General features: G+C 64.8%; 22 protein-coding genes and 1 pseudogene. 9 read left to right on the top strand and 14 right to left on the bottom strand.

Going from position 1 to position 26,012, the window contains the following annotated elements; genetic code table 11:
• Positions 1-2,101, bottom strand: a 2,101-nt coding sequence (locus tag ACT84W_RS02430) for a glycoside hydrolase family 3 C-terminal domain-containing protein (RefSeq protein ID WP_444328085.1), incomplete at its 3' end; no start/stop codon positions are given.
• Here ACT84W_RS02430 and ACT84W_RS02425 point away from each other — a divergent pair.
• From ACT84W_RS02425 to ACT84W_RS02395, 7 genes and pseudogenes are all read left to right on the top strand, one after another.
• On the top strand, positions 2,006-2,671 hold the full coding sequence (locus ACT84W_RS02425) for a LytR/AlgR family response regulator transcription factor (protein ID WP_444328095.1): 666 nt from the start codon (positions 2,006-2,008) through the stop codon (positions 2,669-2,671). The genes ACT84W_RS02430 and ACT84W_RS02425 overlap by 96 nt on opposite strands.
• Positions 2,668-4,044, top strand: coding sequence for a GHKL domain-containing protein (locus ACT84W_RS02420; RefSeq protein WP_444328084.1), 1,377 nt, complete (start codon positions 2,668-2,670; stop codon positions 4,042-4,044). The genes ACT84W_RS02425 and ACT84W_RS02420 overlap by 4 nt, the downstream gene beginning before the upstream one ends.
• A gap of 133 nt (positions 4,045-4,177) precedes the next feature.
• A complete protein-coding gene (locus ACT84W_RS02415) occupies positions 4,178-4,774 on the top strand; it encodes a GAF domain-containing protein (protein WP_444328083.1) in 597 nt (198 codons plus the stop codon).
• 45 nt (positions 4,775-4,819) lie between these two features.
• Positions 4,820-4,996: pseudogene (locus ACT84W_RS02410) on the top strand (histidine kinase dimerization/phospho-acceptor domain-containing protein); the annotation flags it as partial.
• Positions 4,988-5,953: an ATP-binding protein gene (locus ACT84W_RS02405; RefSeq protein ID WP_444328094.1), complete on the top strand. Its 966-nt coding sequence runs from the start codon at positions 4,988-4,990 to the stop codon at positions 5,951-5,953. The pseudogene ACT84W_RS02410 and the gene ACT84W_RS02405, both read left to right, overlap by 9 nt.
• Before the next feature lie 52 nt (positions 5,954-6,005).
• A complete protein-coding gene (locus ACT84W_RS02400; protein WP_444328082.1) occupies positions 6,006-7,457 on the top strand; it encodes a hypothetical protein in 1,452 nt (483 codons plus the stop codon).
• A 32-nt stretch (positions 7,458-7,489) separates the two neighbouring features.
• Entirely contained in the window at positions 7,490-8,725 is a 1,236-nt protein-coding gene (locus ACT84W_RS02395) for a hybrid sensor histidine kinase/response regulator (RefSeq protein WP_444328093.1), read from the top strand.
• Positions 8,726-8,762: 37 nt separating this feature from the next.
• Here the strand turns inward: ACT84W_RS02395 and ACT84W_RS02390 are convergent, their stop codons facing one another.
• The 8 genes from ACT84W_RS02390 to ACT84W_RS02355 all read right to left on the bottom strand — a co-directional run bounded on the left by ACT84W_RS02390 (position 8,763) and on the right by ACT84W_RS02355 (position 17,452).
• Positions 8,763-10,031 carry an ATP-binding protein gene (locus tag ACT84W_RS02390; protein WP_444328092.1) on the bottom strand — a complete coding sequence of 423 codons (1,269 nt, stop codon included), beginning with the start codon at positions 10,029-10,031 and terminating at the stop codon, positions 8,763-8,765.
• Positions 10,032-10,448: 417 nt separating this feature from the next.
• Positions 10,449-10,916: a hypothetical protein gene (locus tag ACT84W_RS02385; RefSeq protein WP_444328081.1), complete on the bottom strand. Its 468-nt coding sequence runs from the start codon at positions 10,914-10,916 to the stop codon at positions 10,449-10,451.
• 12 nt (positions 10,917-10,928) lie between these two features.
• A complete protein-coding gene (locus ACT84W_RS02380) occupies positions 10,929-11,186 on the bottom strand; it encodes a transporter substrate-binding domain-containing protein (protein ID WP_444328080.1) in 258 nt (85 codons plus the stop codon).
• Between the two features lie 258 nt (positions 11,187-11,444).
• Positions 11,445-13,799: a ferrous iron transport protein B gene (feoB, locus tag ACT84W_RS02375; RefSeq protein WP_444328079.1), complete on the bottom strand. Its 2,355-nt coding sequence runs from the start codon at positions 13,797-13,799 to the stop codon at positions 11,445-11,447.
• A gap of 99 nt (positions 13,800-13,898) precedes the next feature.
• Positions 13,899-14,624, bottom strand: coding sequence for an SdpI family protein (locus tag ACT84W_RS02370; protein WP_444328078.1), 726 nt, complete (start codon positions 14,622-14,624; stop codon positions 13,899-13,901).
• Complete coding sequence (locus tag ACT84W_RS02365; protein WP_444328077.1) at positions 14,621-14,896, bottom strand: autorepressor SdpR family transcription factor; 276 nt, start codon at positions 14,894-14,896, stop codon at positions 14,621-14,623. The genes ACT84W_RS02370 and ACT84W_RS02365 overlap by 4 nt, the downstream gene beginning before the upstream one ends.
• A gap of 286 nt (positions 14,897-15,182) precedes the next feature.
• Positions 15,183-15,779: a ClpP family protease gene (locus ACT84W_RS02360; protein ID WP_444328076.1), complete on the bottom strand. Its 597-nt coding sequence runs from the start codon at positions 15,777-15,779 to the stop codon at positions 15,183-15,185.
• Between the two features lie 311 nt (positions 15,780-16,090).
• Entirely contained in the window at positions 16,091-17,452 is a 1,362-nt protein-coding gene (locus ACT84W_RS02355; RefSeq protein WP_444328075.1) for an ATP-binding protein, read from the bottom strand.
• Positions 17,453-17,763: 311 nt separating this feature from the next.
• Here ACT84W_RS02355 and ACT84W_RS02350 point away from each other — a divergent pair, with 311 nt between their 5' ends.
• Positions 17,764-19,143, top strand: coding sequence for an MATE family efflux transporter (locus ACT84W_RS02350; protein ID WP_444328074.1), 1,380 nt, complete (start codon positions 17,764-17,766; stop codon positions 19,141-19,143).
• Between the two features lie 27 nt (positions 19,144-19,170).
• Here ACT84W_RS02350 and ACT84W_RS02345 read toward each other — a convergent pair whose 3' ends face one another.
• The 3 genes from ACT84W_RS02345 to ACT84W_RS02335 all read right to left on the bottom strand — a co-directional run bounded on the left by ACT84W_RS02345 (position 19,171) and on the right by ACT84W_RS02335 (position 20,631).
• On the bottom strand, positions 19,171-19,926 hold the full coding sequence (locus ACT84W_RS02345) for an EFR1 family ferrodoxin (RefSeq protein ID WP_444328073.1): 756 nt from the start codon (positions 19,924-19,926) through the stop codon (positions 19,171-19,173).
• 131 nt (positions 19,927-20,057) lie between these two features.
• Positions 20,058-20,381, bottom strand: coding sequence for a type II toxin-antitoxin system RelE/ParE family toxin (locus ACT84W_RS02340; protein WP_444328072.1), 324 nt, complete (start codon positions 20,379-20,381; stop codon positions 20,058-20,060).
• Entirely contained in the window at positions 20,356-20,631 is a 276-nt protein-coding gene (locus ACT84W_RS02335; protein WP_418826978.1) for a type II toxin-antitoxin system prevent-host-death family antitoxin, read from the bottom strand. Before ACT84W_RS02335 ends, ACT84W_RS02340 begins: the two co-directional genes overlap by 26 nt.
• Before the next feature lie 259 nt (positions 20,632-20,890).
• Here ACT84W_RS02335 and ACT84W_RS02330 point away from each other — a divergent pair, with 259 nt between their 5' ends.
• Complete coding sequence (locus ACT84W_RS02330; RefSeq protein ID WP_444328071.1) at positions 20,891-21,565, top strand: SAM-dependent methyltransferase; 675 nt, start codon at positions 20,891-20,893, stop codon at positions 21,563-21,565.
• Here ACT84W_RS02330 and ACT84W_RS02325 read toward each other — a convergent pair.
• Positions 21,531-25,028, bottom strand: a complete 3,498-nt coding sequence (locus ACT84W_RS02325; protein ID WP_444328070.1) for an FtsX-like permease family protein — start codon at positions 25,026-25,028, stop codon at positions 21,531-21,533. The two genes, ACT84W_RS02330 and ACT84W_RS02325, sit on opposite strands and share 35 nt — an antisense overlap.
• 283 nt (positions 25,029-25,311) lie before the next feature.
• Positions 25,312-26,012 (bottom strand): NifB/NifX family molybdenum-iron cluster-binding protein (locus tag ACT84W_RS02320; RefSeq protein ID WP_444328069.1); only part of this gene is annotated, 701 nt, incomplete at its 5' end.

Raw genomic sequence — 26,012 nt, 5'->3', positions numbered from 1 at the left:
CGCAGATCTCGAAGGGGCGCAGGTAGATCTCGCGGAGGCTCTGCTCGTTCAGCCAGGTCACGAGGCCGCCGGAGTCGGCGCGGTGGGTCTCCTGGTCGTTCACGGCGAAGTGCTTGAGGTAGCAGTAGACGCCCTGACCCTGGATTGCCTTGGCCTCGGCAGCAACGATCTTGCCGGTAAGGAGACCGTCCTCAGAAACGTACTCATAGTTGCGGCCGCCGAACGCAGTGCGGTGCGTGTTTGCCGCAGGGGCGTAGAGACCGGCGATGTTAAGAGCCTTCGCCTCCTGGGCGAACAGCTCGCCCACGCGCGCCGCGAGCTCGGTGTTCCAGGTGTAGCCAAGGTTGCTCTGGCCCACGAGCTGCGTGCCGTTGACCTGGCCGATGATGTTGTTGACGCCGTTGGGGCCGTCGCACTCCACGAGGGCGGGCTTCTCGACGCTCTTCACGCCCGTGGTCATCCAGCCGGCGTTGCCCACGAGGATCTTCATCTCGTCGAGGGTCACCTGGTCAAGGAGCTTATCCCACTGCGGGTCATCGTAATCGAGGCCCTTCATGTCGGAAAGCTTGAGGCCGTTCTTGGCGCCGAAGGTCACGTCCTCGGTCTCGGAGTTGTCGAGCGGTTCCTTGTTGTTGAAGTCGTCGAGGATCTTGTCGGAGGCCTCGGTGCTCACCGGGGTGCGCTCGGTCGGCATGGTGCCCGCCCAGTCGGCGCGGCTCACGTAGGTGAGGTCGGCGTCGGAGCCGGCGGCGTCGAAGCGGTTCTTGGCCTCGACCAGGTCGCTTGCGCGCTTGCCGTCGTGCGCGTCGTCGTAGATGACGTCCTCATCCACGTGAATGGTCTTCTTGGCCACAACGTTGTGGGAGTCGGTCTGAAGCTGGATACCGTAGTCGCCGGCCTCCAGCACATAGGCGCCGCCCTCGGCCTTGACGCCCGTGTAGTCGTAGCTCGCGAGGTCCTCGCGGTCGAAGCTGATCTCGAGCGTCTGGGACTCACCGGGCTCCAGGAGCTTGGTCTTGCCGAAGCCGGCCAGGGCCACGGAGCTCTTCTCGATGCCGCCCTTGGTGTAGGGTGCGGCGGCGTAGATCTCGGCGACCTGCTTGCCGGCGACGGAGCCGGTGTTGGTCACGGTCACGGTGGCCGTGATGGTCGTGCCGTCGTCGGTCACGTCGTCGAGCTTCTGGTCGAACGTGGTGTAGCTCAGGCCGTAGCCGAACGGGTACTGCACCGTGGAGTCGTAGTCGATGAAGCCGTCGGCAGCAGCGGTCTCGTAGTAGCGGTAGCCGACGTAGATGCCCTCGGTGTAGTTGACGTAGTAGTTGGGCAGGTTGCCAACGGCGGCGTCGCCGGTGCCGGCAAAGATAGCCGCGTTGCCCGCCTCGGTGTTGGAGTACGAGAAGTCGCCGGCGTTGTAGTAGCTCGGGGCGCTCGTGAGGTCGTAGGCAAAGGTATCCACGGTCTTGCCGGAGGGGTTGACCTCACCGGTGAGGACCTCGGCGATGGCGTTGCAGCCGGTGGCGCCGGGGGTGCCGACCCAAAGCACGGCGCCGACGGCGTCGTCGTTCATGCGGCCGAGCTCCATCGGGTTCGGGCTGTTGAGCACCACGACGACGCGGCTGAAGTTCTTCTCCGCCATGTCGAGGAGCGCCTCCTCGTTGGGGGTCAGCTGCAGATAGCTGCGCCCGGCCTCGGAGCCCTCGTAGTCGGCCATGTCGATGGGCAGGTCATAGCCCTCGCCGCCCTTGCGGGTAAGCACCACGACGGCCGTGTCGGAGTAGGACTTGGCGTTGTCGATCAGCGACTGGTCGTAATCGGACTGCGGCAGCTCGTAGAGGTTCCAGTCGGTGCCCACCATGCCCGTGGAGGTCTTCTGCACCGACTTGGCGTTCTTGTCGTAGAAATCCTTGAGCTCGGGGTTCGCCTGAATGCCGGCGTTCTCGAGGCCCTGGTAGAAGGTTACGTTCTTGGACTCATACTCGAGGACGACCCGGCGGCGGCCGACGCCCTGCGCGCCCACCTCGCGCGCTTCGGCGCCGAGAAGGGCGTCCGCTTCCAGGTCGAGGTTCTGAGCTCCGCGCTCGAGCTTCTCGACAGCGACCATCAGTGCGACATCTATTTCCTTGACATCGGCCTGCCCGGCATCAACGGTATGGAGGCGGCGCAGATCATCCGGCAGGCTGACGAGGCGACGCCCATCGTCTTTGTGACCGACCTCGCCCAATACGCCGTGCGCGGCTACTCGGTCGACGCGCTCGACTTCATGCTCAAACCGGTACGCTACGAGGACTTCGCCTTGCGCATGGGACGCGCCCTGCGCGTGCTGCAAAGAAACGCCGGCGCCACCTTGAGCCTCCCCACCGCCGACGGCCTGCGGATCGTCCGCCTGGCCGACATCGTCTACGTCGAGATCCTCAAGCACGACCTGTACTGGCACATCGAGGGCGAGGCCGAGCCGATCCGACAGCGCGGGTCGCTCAAGGCCGCGGAGGAGGAGCTCGGGACCCAGAGCTTCTGCCGGATCGCGGCGAGCCACATCGTGAACATGGCCCACGTCGTGCGTCTGCGCTCGGGGTCCGTCACGATGAGCGACGGGTCGGAGCTCGCGATCTCGCACTCACGCAAGGCGGAGGCCACAAAGGCGCTCGCACGCTTTGCGGGTGTAGGCGCATGATGGGCGAGCTCACCGGCTGGATAGGCACGCAAATAGCCGGTTTCTCGCCGCTCGTCGGCGTCATGTCGCTCGTTATCTCGTGTTTGACCGTCGCCGCCGCGATCGGGCTTTTCTCCCACGGCCTGACAAAGAGAGCGGGCCTTTTCTGGCGCGGCGGCGCCCTCGTGCTCGCGAGCATCATCCTCTTCGGCGTCGCCGGGGCCGTGGCGGGCGCGGTCGGCAACGCAGTAGACCCCGCCGCGAGCTACGTGATCGCCTTCGCCCTGTACTCGGTCCTTCTTGGCATATACATCGTCGGGGTGCTCGCCGTATGCGAGACGACCGTCTGGACGGCGTTGTTCTGCGCGACGTCGGGCTATACCGTTCAGAACCTCGCGTCGGGGTCGATGGAGCTCGTGGCGAGCGTGCTCCGAAACGCCGGGGTGGACCCGAGCGAGCCTTGGATCTACGCGCTTTCTTACGGGCTTTGCATCGCTGCCACGTTTTTTGGCGCCTACCACCTGCTCGCCAAGCGGGTCGACCACGAGGGCCTGGCGCAAGTCGAAAGCCGCTCGATGGTCGCCATGATGCCGGTGGTGAGCCTGGTCATCATCGGTTTCGACGTGATGATCAAGGCGATGGACGGCGCGGGGCTCGCGCTCGGCTTCGTCGTGCTGCTGCGTCTTCTGCACGGGCTCGCCTGCGTGGCGACGCTTTGGGTCGAGTACCAGATGTTGTTCCGCCAGCGGCTCGAGCACGACCGTGAGGTTGCCGAGAGGCTTCTGGCCGAGCACGACCGCCAGCTACGCATGTCGCAGGAGAACATCGAGGCGATCAACATCAAGTGCCACGACCTGCGCCACCAAATCCGCGCACTCGCCGAGAGCGGGGCGGTCGTGGACGGCGCTGTGCTCGACGACCTCGCGCGCGAGGTGCGTATCTACGACTCCAGCGTAAAGACGGGCAACGACGCGCTCGACACCATCCTCACCGAGAAGCGCCTGGTCTGCGAGGCACGCGGGATCACGCTCACGTGCACCGCGGACGGGGAGGCGCTCGGCCACATGGCGCCGACGGACCTCTATGCGCTCTTCGGCAACGCGCTCGACAACGCCATCGAGGCCGCCAGCGAGCTCGCAGACCCCGCTCGCCGCACGGTCACGCTCGTCGTCCGGCGCGCCATGGGCTGCGCGAGCATCCATGTCGAGAACTTCTACGACGGCCAGCGGCGCTTCGGCGCGGACGGCATGCCGCTGACGACCAAGCCAGACGAGGCGAACCACGGCTTCGGGACGCGCTCGATGCGCCAGATCGCCGAGCGCTACGGCGGGAGCTTCGCCGCGACGGCGGACGGCGGCGCTTTCCGGCTGGACATCCTCATACCGCTGCCGTAGCCCGACCCGGCGCCGACCCTGCGGCAGCGCACCGAGAATATGCGGCCAGCGGCGGAATGCCCGGGCCACGCCGTGCCTCCCCCGACTAGCATGGAGCTTTAACCGTAACGCCCTACACGAATGGGTGATCACCATGCAGCTGCGCGACGACCCCGCCTACCAGGCCGCGCTCCAACGGACTCTCGAGAGCGTGGACCAGATGCTCGCGCAGATCGACCGGCTCGACAAGACTTCGGACGAGGTGGAGCTCGCCGGGCTCGTCCCCTCCCTCATCGAGTCGGTCGGCGACTTCACGATGGCCGAGCGCGTGTGCATCTTTGACCTGCGCAAAACCATGCCCGGGTTCCTAAGCAACAGCTTCGAGTGGGTGCGCGAGGGCGTCCAGCCGCTGAAGCAGACGGTCCAGAAGCTCCCCGTCGAGAAGATTCCGCACGTCATGGCCACCATCCGCCGCCACGAGGCGTTCCGCATCGACGACGTCGAGGACGTCCGCGACTCCATGCCCGAGGAATACGCCTTCTTCACTTCCCGTGGGACGCGCTCGTTCATCGCGTTCCCCATCTTTGCCGGCGACGTGCTCGGCGGCTTCGTGAGCATCGGCGACCCAGACCTCGTCGCGGCGCCCCTGCCGCCCGAGGGCGTCCTCAAGGCGCTCGGCGGCCACATGGGCAACCTCCGCGCCAATCTGCGCGCACGCAGGGAGCTCGAGGCCGAGCACCGCCGCCTGTAGGAGGCCAAGCTCGAGGCGGAGCGCGCAAACGCCGCCAAGTCGGAGTTCCTGCGCCGCATGAGCCACGACATCCGCACGCCCATCAACGGCATCCGCGGCATGGTCGAGATCGCCAACCACTTCCCCAATGACACCGCCAAGCTCGCCGAGTGTCGGCATAAGATCTGGGAGGCGTCCGGCTACCTGCTCTCGATCATCAACAACATCCTCGACATGAGCAAGCTCGAGAGCGGCAACATCGAGCTCTCCGAGGAGCGCTTCGACGTCCACGAGCTTGCGCACCAGTGCTGCGTGGTCGCCGAGATCCAGGCCATCGAGGGCGGCGTCGACTTCCTCGCCGACTCGATGGGCCCTAAGGTCGACCACGTGCGCGTCGTCGGCAGCCCTGCCCACGTCAAGCAGGTCTTCACGAACATCCTCTCGAACGCGATCAAGTTCACCGGGGCGGGCGGCCACGTCCGCGCGCGCCTCACCGAGCTCGGCTGCGAGGGAGGAGTCGCCCGCTACCGCTTCACCTGCGAGGACGACGGCGCGGGCATGAGCGAGGAGTTCCTCTCGCACGCCTTCGAGCCGTTCGCCCAAGAGAAGGACGGCGCCCGATCCTCGTATGCGGGGACGGAACTCGGGCTCTCCATCACAAAGATGCTGGTCGAGCGCATGGGCGGCAGCATCGACATCCAGAGCGAGCCGCAGAAAGGCACGACCGTCACCGTCGAGCTGCCGCTGCTCGTGGACCACGGGGCGCGCGAGGACGCGGGCGAGGCCGGAGAGCCCGCCGATCCCGCGGGCATCGCCGGCGCGCACGCGCTCCTTGCCGAGGACAACGACCTCAACCGCGAGATCGCCGAGTTCATGCTCGAGCAGAACGGCGCCCAGGTAGAGAGCGTCGTCAACGGGCAAGACGCCGTCGGGGCATTCGCCGTGAGCAAGCCGGGGCACTTCGACGTCGTGCTGCTGGACATCATGATGCCGGTCATGGACGGCCTGGAGGCGGCGCGGGCCATCCGCGCGCTCGACCGCCCCGACGCCCAGAGCGTGCCCATCCTCGCCATGACGGCCAACGCCTTCACCGACGACGTGCGCGCGAGCCTCGAGGCGGGCATGGACGAGTACCTGACCAAGCCGCTCACCGAGGCCGCGCTCGTCGACGCCATCGCCCGGGCGCGCGCTTCTCGCTAAAATTGACGAATCAACATTCGAGGACCGACACCGAAACACGCTAGGACGCAGCATGACGACCCACACATCCGGTTACTACAGCATCAGCGACGACTACGTGATCGTCGGCTACAACGACGTCGCGAAGGAACTCTACCCGCAGATCGCAATGGGAGAGAAGTGCCACAAGGCCCTCATGGGCCTCGACGAGCCGTGCGCGGTCTGCCCCGTGCTCAACCACGTCGTCGGGCCGCAGACCTACCTCGACCCCATTCGCCACATCTACGAGACGGTCGACGCCGTCCAGACCATCCGCGAGAACGGCGAGCACGGGCACGCGCTCGTCTTTTCCACCGTGGGCACGGGCGCCGAGCTCTCGAGCGTCATCCCCACCGGCGAAAACGCGCTGCGGCTCCTCGGCGCCATCAACGTGCTCGCCACCGAGTACCTGGCCATCTACGGGGTCGACGTCCAGACCGGAAAGACCTCGGTCTACCGCGAGGCGCCGCTGCTCAAGGCGGGCGGCGAGGCGGGGCAGGACATCGACGGCATCGAGCTCGTCGACCGCTTCCTCGAAGAGCTCGTCCACCCCGACGACCGCGAGCGCGTCGCCGAGGCGCTCGATTTGGAATCCGCCAAGCTGCGGCTCGCCCTCGAGGAGCGCTACGTCACCCACTGCCGCGTGATCACCGACCGCCTGCACTACTACCGCCTGATCGTCGCGCGCAACGGCGCGGCGCGCAACTTCAAGGACATCCTCGTCGCCGCCATCTGCGAGGACGACGACATCAACACCTCGAAGATCTACGAGAGCCAGCTGCACGCGCTTCTTTCCAAGATCTCCGACGCGGCTGGCTTCTTCCACCTGGACCTCACCGCGAACCAGATCCTCGAGATCGGCGGCACCTCCGCGACGGTCCAAGCCTTCGCCGACTTGCCCGGCATCGATGAGCTCGTGGCCGCGTGCGCGAGCACCATCGTCGACGAGGACGACCGCCGCAGCTACACGAAGGCGTTCGGGCGCGCATCGCTCATCGCGGCGTACAGCGCCGGCGAGGTCGAGGTGCGGCGCAAGTCTCGCTGCGTCTACGACGACGGCGTGGCGAGAATCTCCGAGTACACCGCGCGCCTCATCGCGAACCCATGCACCGGCCACCTCGAGGCCGTGCTCTACGGGCGCGACGCGACGAGCGAGGTCAAGGCCCTCGACACGCAGATGAGCATCGTCCAGGCGCTCGGCAGCAACTACCGCAACGTGTTCCTCGTGAACACCCGCGAGCGCAGCGTCGCCGTCATCAAGAACGAGGACGGCGTCTATACCGAGAAGGGCGAGGGTTTCCACCCCTACGCCCGCTTCGTCGTCGAGTACGCCAGGGGCATCGTCCACCCCGAGAGCCGCGAGTTCGTGCGCGAGGCCTTCTCGCTGGACAACGTCCTGCGCGGACTCGAGCACGACGACGAGTACTTCGGGAACTTCCAGGTGCTCCTGGACGGGGTCGCGCACCACTACAGTTCCGCTTCATAAAAAACGAGGACACCGGACTCGTCGTGCTCGGCATGCTCAACATCGACGACATGGTCGCCGCCGAGATCGAGCACCACAACCAGCTGCACGCGGCGCTCGAGGAGGCGCGGCGCGCCAACGAGGCGAAGTCAACCTTCCTCGCGAGCATCTCGCACGACATCCGCACGCCGCCGAACGGCATCATCGGGCTTCTGCAGATCGACGAGAACCATGCCGACGACGTCGAGTTCCTCGCCCAGAGCCGCCAGAAGGCCAAGGTCTCCGCCGAGCACCTGCTCAGCCTGATCAACGACGTGCTCGACATGAGCAAGATCGAGGACGGGTCGGTCGCTCTCGCGCACGAGCCCGTCGACCTGAACGAGGTCGCGGGCGCGGTCGGGGTCCTTATGAGCATGCGGGCCAAGGAGCTCGGCATCCGCTACCGCTCGAACATCGGCGAGGGGCCGTTCCGCGAGCCCTACGTGTACGCGAGCCCGCTGCACCTCCGCCGCGTGTTCATGAACATCATCGGCAACTGCCTCAAGTACAACAAGCCCAACGGCTCGGTCGAGGTGCGGATCTCCGAGGTCCCCGCCGGGCAAGAAGGCCGTGTCGCCTACCGCTGGGTCATCGAGGACACCGGCATCGGGATGTCGCGCGAGTTCGTCGAGCACATCTTCGAGCCGTTCAGCCAAGAGAAGACCGACGCGCGAAGCGTCTACCACGGCACGGGGCTCGGCATGTCGATCGCCAAGTCGCTCATCGAGCAGATGAGCGGCACGCTCGAGGTGGCGAGCGAGGTCGGCGTGGGGAGCACCTTCACGGTGACGGTGCCCTTCGAGGTCGCGGACGCCTCGCTCGTGGAGCCCGCGCCGGCGGCGGGCGAGGCCGGCTCCGTCGAGGGGCTGCGCGTGCTTCTTGTGGAGGACAACGAGCTCAACCGCGAGATCGCGCAGGTCATCCTGGAGGAGCACGGGGCCGAGGTCACGTGCGCGGCGAACGGCAGCGAGGCCGTGGCCGCGTTCAGCGCGAGCGGCCTGGACGAGTACGACGCCGTGCTCATGGACATCATGATGCCGGTGATGGACGGCTACGAGGCGACGCGGCGCATCCGCCGGCTCGACCGGCCCGACGCCGCCTGCGTGCCCATCCTCGCCATGACGGTCAACGCCTTCGCGGAAGATACGCAGCGCGCCCTCGGCGCCGGCATGAACGCGCACATCGTCAAGCCCATCAACGTCGACGTCATGCTCTCGACGATCGCCTCCTGCGTCGCCGCCGCCCGCTAACCAACACTGGGTGACAGTCATTGGCTGCAGGTGTTGGTCAGGCGTGGGGGCGGACGCGGGAGAGGGCGCGCTTGACGGCGGCCATGTCGATGGGCTTGGCCAGGTGGCCGTTCATGCCGGCCTCGCGGGCGCGCTGGGCGTCCTCGGCGAAGGCGTTGGCCGTCATGGCGAAGATCGGCACCGACCCGGCGTCCGCCTTCGCAGAGAGCCGGATCCCGCGCGTGGCCTCGTAGCCGTCCATCACCGGCATCATGATGTCCATCAGGATCGCGTCGAAGCTGCCGGCGGGCCGGCTCTTGAACACGTCGACCGCCTCCTGGCCGTCCGCGGCACAGGTGACGGCCACGCCCTCGTCCTCGAGCAGCGTCTGTGCGATCTCGTGGTTGAGGTCGTTGTCCTCTACCAGGAGCACCCTCATGCCGTCGATCGCGTGCGCATCCGAGCCGACCGCAACGGCCGCGCCGCCCGCGGCCCCGCCGGTCTCGGTCGCCCCGTGCGCCTCCGGCCCGCGGTCCACATCGAAGGGCAGCTCGACCACAAAGACGGAACCCTCCCCCAGCTTGCTGTGGACCTCGATCGTCCCGCCCATCTGCTCCACCAGGCCCTTGACGATGGGCATCCCCATGCCTGTGCCCTGGTAGCTGCTGCGCGCGTCGTCGTTGGCCTGCGTGAACGGCTCAAAGATGTGCTTGAGGAACTCCTCGCTCATGCCGATGCCCGTGTCGCTCACCGTGAAGCGGTAGCGGACCTTCTCGCCCTCGACGGCGAGGGTCTGCGCGGAGCAGCGGACCTCCCCGCCCGGGCGGTTGTACTTGACGGCGTTGTCCACGAGGTTGAGCATCACGCGGCGCACGTGCTCGGGGCTGCCGAGCACGTGCGGGCACCGAATGTTCTCGCGCCCCTCCTCCACGACCTCGACACCGAGTTCGGAGGCGCGCAGCCTGCCGACCACGAGCACCTCACCCAGAAGCTTGGGGAGGTCGAACGACCTGTGCTCCAGCACGACCTTGCGGTCCTCTATCTTGCTCATGTCGAGCACATCGTTGATCAGGCTGAGCAGGTGGTCCGCCGCCACATGGGCCTTCGCGCGGTTCTGCGCCACGAGCTCGGCGTCGTCCTTGTGCGCGTCGTTGATGCCCAAAAGCCCGATGATGCCGTTCAGCGGCGTGCGGATGTCGTGGCTCATGCGGGCGAGAAACGCCGACTTGGCGGCATTGGCAGCCTGCGCCTCGGCCTGGGCCTTGCGCGCGGCGCAGCGCCCAGGCGAGGACGGACACCGTGGCCAGGAGCACCACCGCGGCGCCAGTGATAAGCCCCGTCTGGTGGAATCGCACGAACTTGACGAGCGAGGATTCCTTCTCGCCGTAGGAGTCGTTGGTATAGGTGCCCGCGATGAGGTTCTCTTTGGCGTTAGCGATGCCCTTGTTCACGATGGTCAGCAACATCGGGTCGTCCTGGCGCATCCACACCGCGAGACTCACCGTGCCCGGTAGCTCGGAGGTCTTGTACCCGCTGAGGTCGTTCTGCTCGTGGGCCGCGTCGAGCGTCGTCACCGGGATGACCACGGAGCGTGCGCGGCCATCGGCGAGCGCAGCGAAGCACGACGTGGTGTCGCCGTACTCGGTCACGTCCGCGCCGGGAAAGCGGGCCTTCAGGAGGTCCGCCGAGACCGTCGAGTTCGGGCGGACCGCCACGCTGCCGAGCGCGCCCTTGAGGTCGTCGGTCAGCGCCGAGAGCGCGCCCTCGAGGTCGCCCTTCTCGCCGGTCTGGGAGTACGGCGGGTGTTCTCCAGGTAGCCGAAGGTCACGGTGTTTCCGCGCGCGTCGAGCCAGGCACGCTCGGCCTTGGTCAAAGACGAGCTGCCGCCGTTGCTTACGGAATAGCGGGTCTTGACCTCGTCGTTGTAGCGCGGGTTGGACGCCTGGATCTGGGCCATGGCGGAATTGACCTCGGCCATGATGTCCGGGCGGCTCTTCGGCACGGTGAAGTAATAGTCGCTCTCGCCCACGTAATAGACGGGCAGGGCGTCGCCGGACGAGAGCGTGTCGTTCATGATGATGGCGTCGACCTCGTCGTCGGTGAGCGCCTTGAAGATGTCGTTTCCGGTCGCGTATTCCTTGAAGTTGACGTCGATGCCCTCGTCGGCGAGCCACTTCTTTCCCGACTCGGTCTGCTGGACGCCGGGGTTCACGCCGATCGTCTTTCACTGGAGGGACTGCGGGTCGCCGGCGGTGAGGTCGTCGCGGTCGGACTTCACGTAGATGTAGTAGCGCTCCTTGCCGGAGGGGTTCGTGGAGTACAGGAGCTTCTCGGCGCGCTCGGGCGTGTACGAGATGTTCGTCATGAGGTCGATCTGGCCCGCCTCGTGCATAGCCATGAGCTCGGAGAACGTGCCCGTGACGTACTCGTACTTCCAGCCCTTCGCGTGGTAGCTGAGGTCTTGGAGATACTCGTAGCCCACCCGGACATGTAGGTGTCCGGGCTACCGAACTCGAACCCCTGGTTGTCAAGAAGGTAGCCCACGCGGATGGTCCTCGTCTGCTGCTGCTCGGCGGCGGTCGCCGTGACCGGCGCAGGCACGATGGCGGCCGAGAATGCGAGCGCCGCGGCGAGCACGACGCGCAACGCGAGTGTATGTTGGCCTAAGGATGCCTCCGACGCAGATAACAGCAGTGCGTCCATTCTACCAGCGTCGGCGACGCCCGTCGCGGAGCGGCGGCTACAGCAAAACGATCAACGCGTGAACGAGGAACGCGACGACCCACGCAACGGCGATCTGCAGCACGAAGACCGCGGCGGCGTAGCGCCCGCCGAGCTCGGAGCGAACCGTGCCGATGGCGGCCACGCACGGCGGGTACAGCAGCGTGAACACCAGGAAGACGTACGCCGTCGCCGGCGCGAAGAGCCCGGACAGCGCCGCCACCGAGGTCGAGCCGAGCAGCACCGTCAGCGTCGAGATCACGCTCTCCTTGGCCATGAGGCCGCACACGAGCGCGGTCGCCGCGCGCCAATCACCGAAGCCGAGTGGCGCGAACACCGGCGCGATGAGGCCGCCGAGCCCCGCGAGCATGCTCTGCGACTGGTCGGTCACCACATTGAAGCGCACGTCGAAGGTCTGCAGGAACCAGATAACCACCGACGCGGCAAAGATGATCGTGAACGCCTTCGTGATGAAGCCCTTGGCCTTGTCCCACGCGAGCTGGAGGGTCGTCTTTGCGCTCGGCATGCGGTAGTTCGGCAGCTCCATGATGAAGGGCACGGGCTCGCCCTTGAACGCCGTGTGGTTGAGGATCACCGCGACGACCATGCCCACGAGGATGCCGAGCACGTAGAGCGAGACCATGGCCGGCACCGTCGCCTGCGGGAAGAAGGCAGCGCACAGAAGCCCGTACACCGGCAGCTTCGCCGAGCAGCTCATGAACGGCGTGAGCATGACCGTCATCCTGCGGTCGTGGTCGGACGGCAGCGTGCGCGTGGACATCACGGCCGGCACGCTGCAGCCGAAGCCGATCAGCATCGGGACGAAGCTGCGACCGGAAAGCCCGAACCGGCGCAGGAACTTATCCATGACGAAGGCGACGCGGGCCATGTAGCCCGAGTCCTCCAGGATGGACAGCAAAAGAAACAAAACCACGATGATGGGCAGGAACGAGACCACGCTGCCCACGCCCGTGAGCACGCCGTCGACCACGAGCGAGCGCACGACCGGGTTCGTGCCGAAGGCGGCCAGCCCCGCGTCCGCGGCTGCGATCACCACGGCGACCAGCTGCTCAAGCAGGCCCTGGAGCGCCGCGCCCACCACGCCGAACGTGAGCCAGAACACGAGGCCCATGATCAGCAGGAACATCGGGATGGCCGTCCACTTGCCCGTGAGCACGCGGTCGATGGCGACGGATCGCTTGTGCTCCGCGCTCTCGTGCGGCTTGACCACGCACGCGGCGCAGACCTGCTCGATGAAGCTGAAGCGCATATCGGCCAGCGCCGACATGCGGTCGCTGCCGGACTCCTCCTCCATCTGGCGGATGATGTGCTCGATGCCGTCGAGCTCGTTCTTGTCGAGGCCGAGGGCCTTGATGACGAGCTCGTCGCCCTCGACGAGCTTCGTCGCGGCGAAGCGCAGCGGCACCTGAGCGGCTGCCGCGTGGTCCTCCACCAAGTGCGCGATGCCGTGGATGCAGCGGTGTAGCGCGCCATGGTCGCCGGAGTCGGCGTCTCCCGGGCAGAAATCGATGCGCCCGGGCTTCTCGCCGTACCGTGCGACGTGCATGGCGTGCTCGACGAGCTCGTCGATGCCCTCGTTCTTCGCCGCCGAGATGGGCACCACGGCCACGCCGAGCAGGCTCTCGAGCAGGTTGACGTCGATGGTGCCGCCGTTGGCCGTGACCTCGTCCATCATGTTGAGCGCGATGACCATGGGCCGATCGAGCTCCATGAGCTGCAGGGTCAGGTAGAGATTGCGCTCGATGTTGGTCGCGTCGATGATGTCGATGATCGCGTCGGGGCGCGAGTCGAGGATGAACTGGCGGCTCACGACCTCCTCGCCCGTGTAGGGGCTGAGCGAGTAGATGCCGGGCAGGTCGGTGACGGTGGCCTCGGGATGGTTGCGGATCTGACCGTCCTTGCGGTCGACGGTGACGCCCGGGAAGTTGCCCACATGCTGGTTCGACCCGGTCAGGCGATTGAAGAGGGTCGTCTTTCCGCAGTTCTGGTTGCCCGCGAGGGCAAACGCGATGGGGCTGCCCTCGGGGATGGCCTTGGGCGAGCGGCGCGGGTGGTAGCCCTCGCCGAGCGCTGGGTGCGCGGTCTCGGAGGCGCGCGGGGCGTCGCGCGGGACCGCATCGGTATTGTGGATGCCCGCGAGCTCGATGCGGCTCGCGTCCGCGCGCCGCAGCGTGAGCTCATAGCCTCGCAGCCGGATCTCCATGGGGTCGCCCATGGGGGCGAGCTTCATCATGGTGACCTCGGTACCGGGCGTAAGCCCCATATCCAGAATGTGCTGGCGCAGCGCCGCGTCGTCCGATTCAACCGACGCGATGATCGCGTCCTTGCCGATCTCAAGCTCATCGAGTCTCATGCTGATTTCCCCTTTCGAAAAAGCATGATACCCCGATGAGCCGTTCAATCCTATGCAAAGAAGGTCACTTCGTTTTCGTGATTTATGCGCATTTATGGCCTAGCGCCCGCCCGCCTTGCGCCAAATCAGATACGAGTAGAGATACATCGCCGCCATGGGAATAAGGGCGATCGCCGCGATGCCTGCGGCGGCGGCCCCATCGGGCAGCGCAGACGCCGTAAAGCCGAAGGCGATGAAGCCCACCCCCATGACGACGAAGCACTTGCCGCCGAAGCGCTGCGTACGCCGCCAGTTCTCGGGGTCGGCGAGCGCCCACGGGGTCTTGACGCCCATGGTGTAGTTCTGGCGAACGCGCGGCAGGTAGTTGCCCATGCCGATGAACAGGACCCCGATAGCCGTCGTCACAATGATGCCCACGGCGCCCGTCTGCGGCACGACGCCCCAGACCGTCAACTCGGAAAGCCAGGTCATCCCGCACATGAACACCGTGAACGCGATGACGAACCCCAGGTAGAACCTGCCGGACTTGGCATACGCCGCGCCCTTGGGGTCGATGCGCGGAACCAGCCAGAGCGTCGCGAGCAGCACCAGGGGCAGAAAACCCAGCGCCGCGACCGTCCAGCTCGGGCCCCAACCGTTGACCGTTCCGTCGGCGCCCCAGTGGACGGGGATCTGCGCGGGCAGGCTTGGCAACACAGCAAGGTGCCCGGCGACGTTGGCCACGCACACGGCGATGAGCGCAGCCCACACGCGCGCAGGGATGCCGGAGTTCTTGCTCGTATCGGCGGCGGGCATGATGCCGTCGCCCTTCTTGCCATTGATCATTTGTGTTCCTCCGTACTTTGCGAGAAGCCAAGAAACCACCCGATGAGGTCCTGCATAACGGTGGTGTTCAGGCTGTAGACGATGTTCTGGCCGCGGCGCTCATCGCTCACGAGGCCCGCCGACTTGAGCGTGGCGAGGTGGTGGCTGAGCGACGGCTTGCTTATGTCGAAGTGCTCGGCGAGCTCGCCCGCCGTGAGGTCGCCGTCGCGCAAAAGCTCGAGGATGCGCCGCCGCGTCGGGTCGGCGAGCGCCTTGAAGCCCTCCCCCGGCATAGACCCTCCTTCGGTCGTGTTTTGCAGTGCACGGCTATCCTACTCGTTATTTAGACGATTGTCTAACTATCTAATTTCTCGGTATGGGTACAAAGGTAGACGATTCCCCGTCAGCACCACGAAAGGGGCCCGAGGCCCGATGAGACCCGAACGGCATAGACGCAAGTAAGGAGAAGCTCGCCCGCATAGGCGGCGCGGGGAGTCGCCTCATTCTCAATCATGGGTTTCTCGCTTTCTGCGCGATGCGTTCGCGCCGGTAGACGGTGGCGATACAGAGCGTGCGGCGCTAGAGCCTCGTGATGATGCGGTCCGCAAGGCCTGCCTCCGCGGCTTCCTTCGCCTCAAAGTAGGTATCGGATGCCGTGAGCTCGAAGACGCGCTCGAGCGACATGCCGCTATGGCGCGCGATAACGCTGGCCGTGATGTCGCGGATGCGCATGAGGTCGTCGGCGCGGGCCTTAACGGACAGGGCGCTGCCACCGACACCGCCGCTGATGAGCGGGTCGTGGATCATGATGCGGCTGTGCGGCAGGACCTCGCGCTCGTCGGCGGCGATGAACAGAAGCGCCGCCATGCTCGCCGCCACGCCCAGGCAGACGGTACGGATGGTGCAGCTCACGGCGCGCATGACGTCATAGAGCGCAAGGCCGTTTTGGACCTCTCCGCCCGGGCTGTTGATGTAGAGCGTCACGGGTGCTTCCGGGTCCTGATGCTGCAGGTAAAGCAGACCGCGGATAACGGTGGCGCACGACTCGGCGTCCACGGGCGTCATGAGTTCGAGCTCGCGCCGGCCAAGCATCTCGTCTCTGATGTCGAGGCGATTAAGGCCCTCGGCCGTCTCGCGGATGATTTGAGGTTGATAGATGATGGTGTGCTCGCCCATATTGAGCTCCTTCCGAGGGAAAGACGCAACAACCTCAGGCGCGGCGTCAGCTGACGCGCAGGAACAGCAGCCAAGAATGGCAGCCGCATGCGCCAGAGCTCTTGCTATGAGGTTGTACTTGGATGGAATCCGGCAGCAGGCACAAACGCCGCCGGCATCTCCTAAGGGCGCAAACGCCCTTTGTGCCAGGAGTCGGGTCTTGGGACCCTCGGGTGTTTCACACTCTAGCATCCGGCCAGAACGCGAGCAAGCATGAAAAACCTCCCGATTCTCGATCTCCAAGAAAGGGGAGGCGCCGCATCTTTCACCACTTAGATATTCGCGATCTCGACTCTGAACCCATCGTCGTGCCCTCCGCAAAGGTAGAGGGGTAAGACAAACATCGCATAGAGAGGTAAATAGAGCACCTTGCCCGCCCTCTCAACGTTCCCCCTCGACAAAACGATACCAAGATCAACCCCGTATTCTGGAGTCGTCAGCAAGCGATCGAGCGCCGCGTGGGCATGATAATACCTGCCAGACTTGACCTCGACAGCAACGGCTTTTCCCTTGGGACCGTCCACAACAAAGTCCACCTCGCCTCGCTTTTTCGTCTGGTAATAAAAGAGCTCGTGACCTTGCGCAGTCAGTTCCTGCGCAACCGCGTTCTCGTAGATGCCGCCGAGGTTCGGATCTTTATCATCAAGATACGCCGCCTGAGCGATTTCCCTTGGGTAACGCTCCATAAGCATGCCGGTATCTGACTGATAAAGCTTAAACTTACCTGCATTCGCCGTCTTTCGCAGCGGCGATTTCGGCTCGTCGACAAGCTCTGTCTTCAGCGCCACCCCCGCATTCTGCAACCACACGAAATCACGCTGATACTTCTCGAACCTCGCGGAAGGGTCAATTGAATTGATCACGAACCGCTGAGAGTCCCCCTCCAACTGTACCGGCAACTGATCGAAGATGCTCTGGACCTGCAGAGTCCTCGGCCCGGCGTATTTCGAAATATCTCGTTTGTATTGCTTATTTAGGTCCGCCTGTACCATGCGAACGCTTGCAAGGTCTCCCCGCGATTCAATTAAACGTAAGACTGCCTCAGGCATACCGCCCACAACCAGATAGGTTCTGAAGTTGGAAAGAAGTGCGTCGTGAATATAGGTCGGGACGGTCTCCTCTCGCTCGCAGCAATCGGAGACTGCTCGCAGAGCGTCGTCTGACGTTCCCACGGCCCAGCAGAACTCTTCCCAGTCCAAAGGCCGCATAGTGACCTCATGAACAGACCCAACAGGGTAAGAGCGAATGCCCTTAAATTCGGTGCCGAGCATTGATCCAGAGAATGCCCACGCGCATCTTCCGTCATCTACGAGAAACTTGACCATGGTCATTAGGTCCGGAGCTTCCTGAATCTCATCTATGAATACAAGCGTGTCGCGCTCAACTATGGGGGTGCCCGATAAAATCGAAACGCGACTCACGAATTCGGAAGCGGTCTTCGCGGCAAGAAGCGCACTTCTCGCCCGCTTGTTCTCGTAGAGGTTGAGCTCGATATAGGTACCGAACTTCGTTTTTCCGAGCTCGCGAATCGAGTAGCTTTTGCCAATCTGTCGCGCGCCCGTGACAAGAAGCGCCTTGGTTCTGGACGACCCCGCCCATGCTTCAAGTACTTTTGTTACCTTGCGCCTTAGCATTGAATACCTCGCCGTCTTCTTGCCAGAGTGACAAAATGCTGGATTTATATTAGCCAAATTCCTACGGAATGTTGTTTTTTCTAGCCGCATATTCTTACAAAATGCGCTTTTTCACCTAAGAAATCCGATGGAGACTCCGAATTCAGCAATACATGCAGCGCGCATCAAACAAGAACATATAGGCAGGTAACATTGCGAGCACGGCACCGTATCTGAAGGGGTTATAGCTTTCGGTTCAGCCGCCTGAATAGGGTGTAGGATGTCGTGTACTTGGCATAAAACTCCTGCTCAAACCCCTAAGGACTCACCCCATGGAAGACAAGGGCATGCTCACCGGGAACCTATGGAAAGCCATCCCGCTCTTTGCGTTCCCCGTGGCCGCCACCAACATCCTCGAGCAGCTCTCGAGCCTCATCGCCACGGTCGTCATCGGCCAGGTCCCTGGCCCGGAAGGCACCCTCGGCATGGCCGCGGTCGGCGCGAACACGCCGATCATGAGCCTAATACTCAATCTGTTCATCGGCATCTCGCTCGGCACCAATGTGGTCATCGCCAACGCCATCGGCAGGGACGACCAGCAAACCGTGACCCGCGCCGTCCACACCTCGGTCCTCATGTCGCTCATCGGCTTCGCCGTAGTGATTATCGGCGAGGTCCACGCCGAGGCCCTGCTGGCCGCGCTCTCCGTCCCCGTCGAGACCCTGCCGACGGCCGCGCTCTTCCTGCGCGTGTACCTGCTCGGCATGCCGTCGATCCTGCTGTACAACTTCGAGGCGGCCATCTTCAGAAGCGTCGGCATCACGCGCATGCCGCTGCAGGCACTTATGATGTCCACCGTGGTGAACGTCGGGCTCGACCTCGTGTTTGTTTCCGTGCTCCACTGGGGCGTCGCCGGCCTGGCCGCAGCCTCCGCGATCGCCTACACCCTTAGCGCGGCCACGCTCTTCTATAGGCTCACCACGACCGACTCGCCCGTGCGCCTCGACCCTCGCAAGCTGCGCGTCGACGGCGCCGTCCTCGCGCGCATCGTCAAAATCGGCCTTCCGGCGGGCCTTCAATCCGCGGTCTTCGCCTTGGCAAACACCATCATCCAGGCAGGCATCAACTCGCTCGGCACCGAGGTCATGGCCGCCTCGAGCGCAGCCATGAGCCTCGAGTACGTGTTCTATAACCTGCTGAACTCCTTCAGCCAGGCTTGCACCACCTTCGTCGGCCAGGCCTTCGGCGCGCGCGACATCCCCCGCTGCAAGCAGGTGCTCAAAGTCTGCCTGGCCGAGGACCTGGTGGTCGCCATCGCCACGGTGGCGAGCGTGGTCTTCTTTGGGAAGTCGATCCTCGCGGTCTTCAACAGCGACCCCAACGTGGTGAGCATCGGCTACATCCGCGTGTGCTCGATCTTCCCTGCCTATATCTTCTCGATGTGCTACGAGAACTTCTCAGGCTACCTGCGCGGCTTCGGCATCTCGCTCGCGCCGGCGATTCTAACCGCGCTCGGCATCTGCGGCATCCGCTTCTGGTGGGTGTTCGGCGTGTTCCCCGTACACCACGACTTCCAGACGATCATGCTCGTCTACCCCATCAGCCTCTGCGTGACCGCGATCTTGATCGTCTCGTCCGCCTTGGCCATCCATCCCGCGAAGACCTTTGGCAAGAAGGACGCCGACAGCACCGCCGTCGCCGTCGCGGCCTAGCCACCGTCGCGCGACGCCGAAGGCCGGCTACGGGTGCAGGTACTGCCCGTGAGAGCGGGTCTTGGGGCCGCGCTGAATGGCGAACTTGGGGCAGCTGTGCAGACAGCGCAGACAGGCGGCGCACTGGGCCTTAGACCAGGTGGGCAGGCCGCCGTGCATCTGGATGGCGTCGACAGGGCATCGCCTCGCGCACAGCCCGCAGCCCACGCAGGCGTCCACGTCGACGGTGAACTTGCTCGTGTCCTGGCATGCCGGGACGCCGAGGCGGTAGTAGATTTTTGAAGCGAGCATCGGAATCTCGCGACGAACGTGGTTGCCGGCAACGCGCTTGCTCACCATGTCGGCGCATTCGTCGATCTGGACCTCCGCGGCAGCGTTGATCTTCGCGACCTTCTGCTTGTCGGAGAGGTCGAACAGGGGCGTCCAGGTGTCCGGCATCTGGACACTAAACTGGGCCGTCGTCTGGACGCCCTGCTTTCGCAGCAGGTCGGCGACAAGGCGCGTGGTCTGGCCGGCAGTCGTGCCAAACGTCGTGGCGGTAAAGACGTAGGCCCCCTCCACCACGTAAAACGAGGCACGCTCGAGGAAGTCGGCAGCAGGAGCCGGCAGTCCCCAGCAGTACGTCGGGGCAATAAAGCCCAGGTAATCGCCTTCGTCGATGACGATGCGGGGCGCCGCCTCGCCCTTGTACTTCTCGATAGACACAGCGGTGTCGCCCACGCGCTCGGCAATGCGCTCAGCGACGTGACGGCTATTCCCCTCTCCGCTGAAGTACAGAATCATGCGATGGTCCAATCCTCAGTTCGTAAGGCCGCCATTATCGCCCATGGCTGTGTCGGAAATAAGGGCGGGCGCCCGCAGAAGGCGCCCGCTCGTAAAGAAGAATGTCCAATTCCCCCATTCTGGCCTGAGCATCAATGAATCAATGATTCGATATCTCGCGCGCGATAGAGAAAGCGGCGCACTTCCACTGTATTTTCAATCACAACGTAGAACACTCTGTAATTACCAACAGCAAACCAGTAATACGGCAACGGCCGATTTCGAGTTGTGTGATAGACAGGCGCCATCGTTGGATTCTTCAGGTGGTCGAGAATACCGACTTCGACGGAGTCGACCAGACGCTCAGCTGCCGCGGGATTCTTCAGGTCAAATGCGATGTAGCTTGCCGCCTGGCTCAGGTCCTCCCAAAACAGCGGCAGGTAGCGAAGCTTATAGCGCTTGGGCTTCGGCGCCATGGGCAAGCATCTCCCTCACCGAGCCAAAGACCTCCTCGTGCGAATAGCGCAACGGCATCGTCGCCGCCTGCCGATCAGCGGCATCGAGCGCCTGCTCCACGGTATCGTTCACGCGGCGATACTGGTCAAAGCTCATCACGACCATCGAGCCGCGGCCGTTTTTGGTAAGAAACACAGGGCCTTCGGTCTCGACGTCCTTCTCGACATCCGAGTAATGATTCCTCAGGTCGGACACGGGTCGTATATTCATAGCGCCTCCCTTCGTGTCACTTTCTCTCAGAATTATATCCAAATTCTGAGAGCATCTCGGAAAGACGCACCAGGTCAGGACGAATGTCACTCACCAAACGCCCTCGCGAGGACTATGATTGCCTCAATCGGTGGGCAGACGCCCGCCACGACTCTGTAAGGGGATGTCTTTTTGGTCCTTGTTCGTTAGGTTTTCTTGATCGCCCGACCACGCAAGGGGGCGACCGCAAACCTGCAAACGACAACGAATAGGGACAGTTGTGTCTAATTTCCCCAAGTCAAACAGCTTTGACCTCAGCCTTGTCCGTTCTAAGATCATGGGCCCCAACCCGCTCAAGCTCTGCGAGGAGCTACTCGACGGCGCCGACCTCCCGTGCGGGAGCCGCGTGTGCGACCTCGGCAGCGGAAGCTGCATCACGAGCGTCATGCTCGCGCGCGAGTACGGCCTCGACGTCTATGCCGTCGACCTCTGGAGCGACCCCGACGAGAACCGCGCGTTCTTCGACCAGATGGGCGTGCCCGCGAGCCGTATCCACCCGGTGAAGGCCGATGCCGCCAAGGGCCTGCCCTTCTTGCCGGGCTTCTTCGACGCCGTGGTGAGCATCGACTCGTACAACTACTACGGTCGCGACCCCGACTACCTCGGCAAGAAGCTCCTTCCGTACGTAGCGGACGAAGGCAAGCTTTACCTCTCGATCCCCGGCATGGTGCATGACTGTCACAGCGAGCTGCCCGAATGCCTGCTCACGTCTTGGACGCCCGAACAACTCGAGTACATGCACGACATCGACTGGTGGCATGCGATGATCGCGCAGACCGCCGGCGTAAAGCCTGGGCACCGGGGCGGGTGGGCGTCGATGTTGCTGCGCACCCGCCCCGGCGCTTATTTGCCGGCAGCCGCTAATCGACGCTCTTTAGGCTCTCGACCATGTTGATGCGGCGGAGCTTGCCGCGCATGGCGACGGTCACCGCCACGGCAAAGACCATCGTGAGCGCGAAGGCGAGCAAGAAGCTCTGGGGGTGGATCTCGCGGCCGAACATGACCTGGTCGACCTCGGCCGTGACCACGACGAAGCCTTCCATATAGACACCGAGCACCAGGCCCGCGACCGCGCCGATGAGCGCGAGCAGCAGCGTCTCGCGGTAGATATAGGCATCGACCTCGTGCGGCTTGAAGCCGAGGACCTTCAGGGTCGCGATCTCGCGCACGCGCTCGGCGATGTTGATGTTCGTCAGGTTGTAGAGCACCACGAAGGCAAGAAGCGCGGCGGCGACCACGAGCACGACGACGACCGAGTCGACGCTCTTGAGCATGTTGCGATAGCTGTTGATGGTCTCGTCGTTGTAGATGAGCGTCTTTGCGCCGTCCATGCCCAAGACGTCGGCGGAGAGCGCAGAGCGCACCTTGGCGTCCTCGGAGACGCCTGCGTACAGGGCGTTGGGCGCGGGCTCTTGGCCGAAGACCTTCTTGTAGGCCTCCGGCGACATGATGACGACCTGGCCGATGTAGTACTCCATCACGCCGTCGATGCGCACCTCGCGGGGCTCGCCCGTAGCGTTGCCGATGGTGTCCTCGTCGTAGACCGCGATGACGTCGCCGGCTTTGACACCGAGGCGCGTCGCAAGCTTCTCGGTGATGAGCGCGCCGTCGTCGGTAAGCGCGAGCGGCTCGTGGCCCAGCCTCGTGCGCATGGTGACGAGCCGGCCGAAGGCGTTCTCGTCCTGCGGAACGTCGATCTCGACGCGCTGGTCGTCGTCGTCATCCGTTGCCCCCGCGATGCGCGCGACGGCGTTGTCGGCAAAAATCCAGGCGCGGTCGCCCTGGGAGTCGGCGGCCACGCGGTCCACCACAGCATCGCGCTGCGCGTCGGTGACGTCGGCGTCCATGCGCACGGTCGTGTTGTAGTGGTAGAGCTCGCCGAACTGCTTGTCGATGATGTCGTTGATAGCGTTTTGAAGCCCCAAGCCCGTGAGCAGCAGCGCTGTGCAGCCGGCAATGCCGATGATGGTCATGCACAGGCGGCGCTTGTAGCGGAAGAGGTTGCGCGCTGTGACCTTCCAGCTGAAGGACATCCGGCGCCACACCGGCTTCACGCGCTCGAGCAGGATGCGCTTGCCGGCCTTCGGGGCGCGCGGAAGCATGAGCTCGGAGGGCTTCTCACGCAGGGTTGCGGACACTGCGGCCCAGGTCGCAGCCACCGTTATGCCCACGCCGAGCCCCGCCGACGCAAGCGCGATGCCCACGTCGATGGGCACGGGCCGGCACGGCAGTGGATAGATGATGGCGTACGCGCCCATGATGAACCATGGCAAGAAGATCGAGAGGACCACGATGCCGATGGCCGACCCGATGCCGCTCGCGACGGCGGCGTACAGCAGGTACTTCGACGAGATCTTGGCCTTCGAGTAACCGAGCGCCTTGTACGTGCCGATGAGCACGCGATCCTCGTCGACCATGCGCGTCATGGTGGTGAGCGAGACGAGCGCCGCCACGAGGAAGAAGATCAAGGGGAACACCTGGGCGATCTTGTCGATGCGGCCCGCGTCGGAGCGGAAGCTCTCGGCGCCGATGTTCTTGGTGAGGTCGAGGGTGTAGACGGCCGCGTCCCTGGCAGCTATGTCGTCCACCTTCGCTTGCGCGTCGGTGAGCTGGCTCTCGGCATCGGCAAACTCGCCTTGCGCCTCGGCGCGCTTGGCGGCGAGCTCCTCGGCGCCGGCCTTCCACTGTGCAAGGCCGTCGTCGTACTCGGACTGGCCAGCAGCCAGCTGCGCCTTACCATCGGCGAGCTGTCGGCAGCCGGCATCGAGACGCGTCGCGGCGGCATCGAGTTCTGCTTGGGCGTCGGCAAAGCCCTGCTCGGCGGCAACCTTCTGGGCGGCGAGCTCGGAGGCGGCCGCGTCAAGCCGCTCGGGCACGCCGGCGACCTGCGCGTCGATCTGGGCGATGCCGTCGTCGAGCTGCTGGATGCCGACCTCTGTCGTGGTCTTCTTTCCCTCGAGGTCCGCCTTCTGCGCCTCGAGCGCGGGAAGGGCCGCCTGGGCCTCGGCGAGCTTTTGCTCGCAAGTGGCCTTCTGCGCCTCGAGCGCGGCTTTCTGCTCCGCGTAGCCCTCCGCCGCCGGGTCGAGCGCATCGAGCTCGGCCTGAAGCTGCGCAATCGTCGCGGTAAGCGAGTCGATGTTCACCTGAGCTTGGGCGATGCCTGCCTCGGCCTTCGCGATTCCGTCATTGAGTTGCCCTAACCCCTCATTCGCCTCGTCGCGCTTCTCCACAAGGCCCGCGCGCGTGCCCACGGCATCCTCATAGGACGCCCAGCCGTCGTCGATCTGCTTCTGCGCCTGGTCGAACGCCGCGCTCGCGTCGGCGCGCTTCTGTACCAGCGCCGAGACCCCGGATTCGTACTGCGCCTGGCCATCGGTGAGCTCCGCCTCACTCGACGCGATGGTCGCCCGAGAGGACTCGAGCTTCCGTGCGGCGGCATCGAGCTGGGCCTTGGAGTCGTCGAGGGTTGCCTGTGCGTCGTCGAGCTGCGCCTGCGCGTCGGCCTTCTTTTGCTCGAACTCGGCGCGCTTCTCGTCAAGCTTTTCCTGCGCCTCGGATCGGAGGTCGTCGACGCGGCCCGCCGCAAGCTCGTCCGACATGCCGTCGATGCGGTCGACGACCTCATCGACCTTGGCCCGGTAGGCGTCGGTCCCCCACTGCAGCTCGCGGGCGCTCTCGACGGTTATAAAGGCCTCGGTATAGGGATAATCCTGCGCAAACGCGTCAGCAGGGACGTAGACATAGCTCGTGAGCCTGCCGCTTCCGAGCGAAGTCGTCCCCGCATTCGTTGAGCAGGTGTAGTACGAGGAGTGCACAAAGCCTACGACGGTGAACTCCCGCACCGAGAAGGTCTTGTCCAGGTCCTGCATGCCCTCGAGCAGCCGGACCTTATCGCCCAACTTCACCTCGCCCGGCCAGACCTGGTCGGCCGAGAGCAGGCACTCGTCCGGCGCCTCGGGCCAAGAGCCGCTCACGAGCAGGGGGCGGTTGATGTAGTCGGCGTCGCCGGAGACAGCGGCTGCCTCGGCGTAGGAGCACGCCTTTGCGGCATCGACGTCGAGCGAGTGGAACCGCAGCGTGCACTGCTCGCCGGCCACGTCCGAGGTGGCGTCCGCCTCGTAGGCGGGCATCACGCCGTCGACGCCGGCGACGGCGCGCAGCTGGTCCACCTGCGACTGATCGAGGCCCACCGTCGAGACCACGCGCGCGTCGCAGAGGTTCGTGCCGTCGTAGTACTCGTCGCCCGCAAGGAGCATGTCCTGCCCCGTCATGCGCAGTCCCGCAAAGAAGCCCGTGCCCAGGGCGGCGATGACCGCGATGGCTATGAAGCGCCCCAGCGAATGAGTGACGGAGCGCACGGTGTCTTTAAAGAAGGCGCTTCTCATTGTGTATGGCCGACGCGTCCGCGCCGACCTCTCCCTCGCTCCGATCGCCCTGCTCAAAACTTGTTCAATGCTGTGAGTTTATCCCCGTTCAGGCCCGTATAAACCACGTGGGACGCCAAGAAGGGCGGGCGGCAAGACGCGCGGGACTATCGGCTGGTCTCGACCGGCGGCCTGCGCCTCGAAGGCCGCAGCGCAGCGCAGCCGGCAGGAAATGACCCCGCCGGCCGCGCTTCTTTATAGACTCTGCCCGCGCCGTTTAGTGGCAGCAGCAGTGGCCGTCCTCGTGGGAGTGGCCCTCGCCGTGGCCGTGGCCGCCGCAGCCGCATCCCTCGTAGCCGTGCTCGTGGCCCTCGCCGTGGCAGTCGCAGGTGGCGTTCTCGACCTGCTCGAACTCGCCGGCGAGGAAGGCGGCGACGATGGCGTCGCAGTCGCCCTGGGCGCCCGCATAGATGTCGATGCCGGTCTGCGAGAGCGCGTTGATGGCGCCGCCGCCGATGCCGCCGCAGATGAGGATGTTGACGCCGCCGTCGGCAAGCACGCCGGCAAGCGCGCCGTGGCCCGCGCCGTTGGAGCCCACGACCTGGGAAGAGACGACCTTGCCGTCCTCGACGTCGTAGATCTTGAACTGCTCGGTGCGACCGAAGTGCTGGAAGACGTTGCCGTTGTCGTACGTGACCGCGATTCTCATAGCGCTCTCCCTCTTTGCCGGCCAAGGCTCGGCGTCGGCTTGCGGAGCGGAGGCATAGGCGACGTTGCCGCCGGAGACGACCAGGCACCGGCCGTTGACCAGCGCGTCGGCGACCTTTGCGCGGGCGCGATCGCAGATGGCCGCCACCGTGGCGCGGGCGACGCCCATGCGCTCGGCAGCTTCGGCCTGGCTCAGATGCTCGAGGTCCACGAGGCGCAGCGCCTCGAGCTCGTCGACCGCTAGCGTGATGTCGCGCCCGCTCGCCGGGC

Source organism: Paratractidigestivibacter sp., from assembly GCF_052362415.1.
Classification (GTDB): domain Bacteria; phylum Actinomycetota; class Coriobacteriia; order Coriobacteriales; family Atopobiaceae; genus Paratractidigestivibacter.
The sequence above is the reverse complement of the archived record's forward strand: the minus strand, read 5'-3'. Positions and strand labels throughout refer to the sequence as shown.

Excerpts from the sequence above, each read along its gene's own strand:
- ACT84W_RS02420 (WP_444328084.1), top strand. The coding sequence starts at position 2,668 with ATGATGGGCGAGCTCACCGGCTGGATAGGCACGCAAATAGCCGGTTTC.
- ACT84W_RS02415 (WP_444328083.1), top strand. The coding sequence starts at position 4,178 with ATGCAGCTGCGCGACGACCCCGCCTACCAGGCCGCGCTCCAACGGACT.
- ACT84W_RS02405 (WP_444328094.1), top strand. The coding sequence starts at position 4,988 with ATGAGCAAGCTCGAGAGCGGCAACATCGAGCTCTCCGAGGAGCGCTTC.
- ACT84W_RS02400 (WP_444328082.1), top strand. The coding sequence starts at position 6,006 with ATGACGACCCACACATCCGGTTACTACAGCATCAGCGACGACTACGTG.
- ACT84W_RS02395 (WP_444328093.1), top strand. The coding sequence starts at position 7,490 with ATGCTCAACATCGACGACATGGTCGCCGCCGAGATCGAGCACCACAAC.
- feoB (WP_444328079.1), bottom strand. The coding sequence starts at position 13,799 with ATGAGACTCGATGAGCTTGAGATCGGCAAGGACGCGATCATCGCGTCG.
- ACT84W_RS02370 (WP_444328078.1), bottom strand. The coding sequence starts at position 14,624 with ATGATCAATGGCAAGAAGGGCGACGGCATCATGCCCGCCGCCGATACG.
- ACT84W_RS02365 (WP_444328077.1), bottom strand. The coding sequence starts at position 14,896 with ATGCCGGGGGAGGGCTTCAAGGCGCTCGCCGACCCGACGCGGCGGCGC.
- ACT84W_RS02360 (WP_444328076.1), bottom strand. The coding sequence starts at position 15,779 with ATGGGCGAGCACACCATCATCTATCAACCTCAAATCATCCGCGAGACG.
- ACT84W_RS02355 (WP_444328075.1), bottom strand. The coding sequence starts at position 17,452 with ATGCTAAGGCGCAAGGTAACAAAAGTACTTGAAGCATGGGCGGGGTCG.
- ACT84W_RS02350 (WP_444328074.1), top strand. The coding sequence starts at position 17,764 with ATGGAAGACAAGGGCATGCTCACCGGGAACCTATGGAAAGCCATCCCG.
- ACT84W_RS02345 (WP_444328073.1), bottom strand. The coding sequence starts at position 19,926 with ATGATTCTGTACTTCAGCGGAGAGGGGAATAGCCGTCACGTCGCTGAG.
- ACT84W_RS02340 (WP_444328072.1), bottom strand. The coding sequence starts at position 20,381 with ATGGCGCCGAAGCCCAAGCGCTATAAGCTTCGCTACCTGCCGCTGTTT.
- ACT84W_RS02335 (WP_418826978.1), bottom strand. The coding sequence starts at position 20,631 with ATGAATATACGACCCGTGTCCGACCTGAGGAATCATTACTCGGATGTC.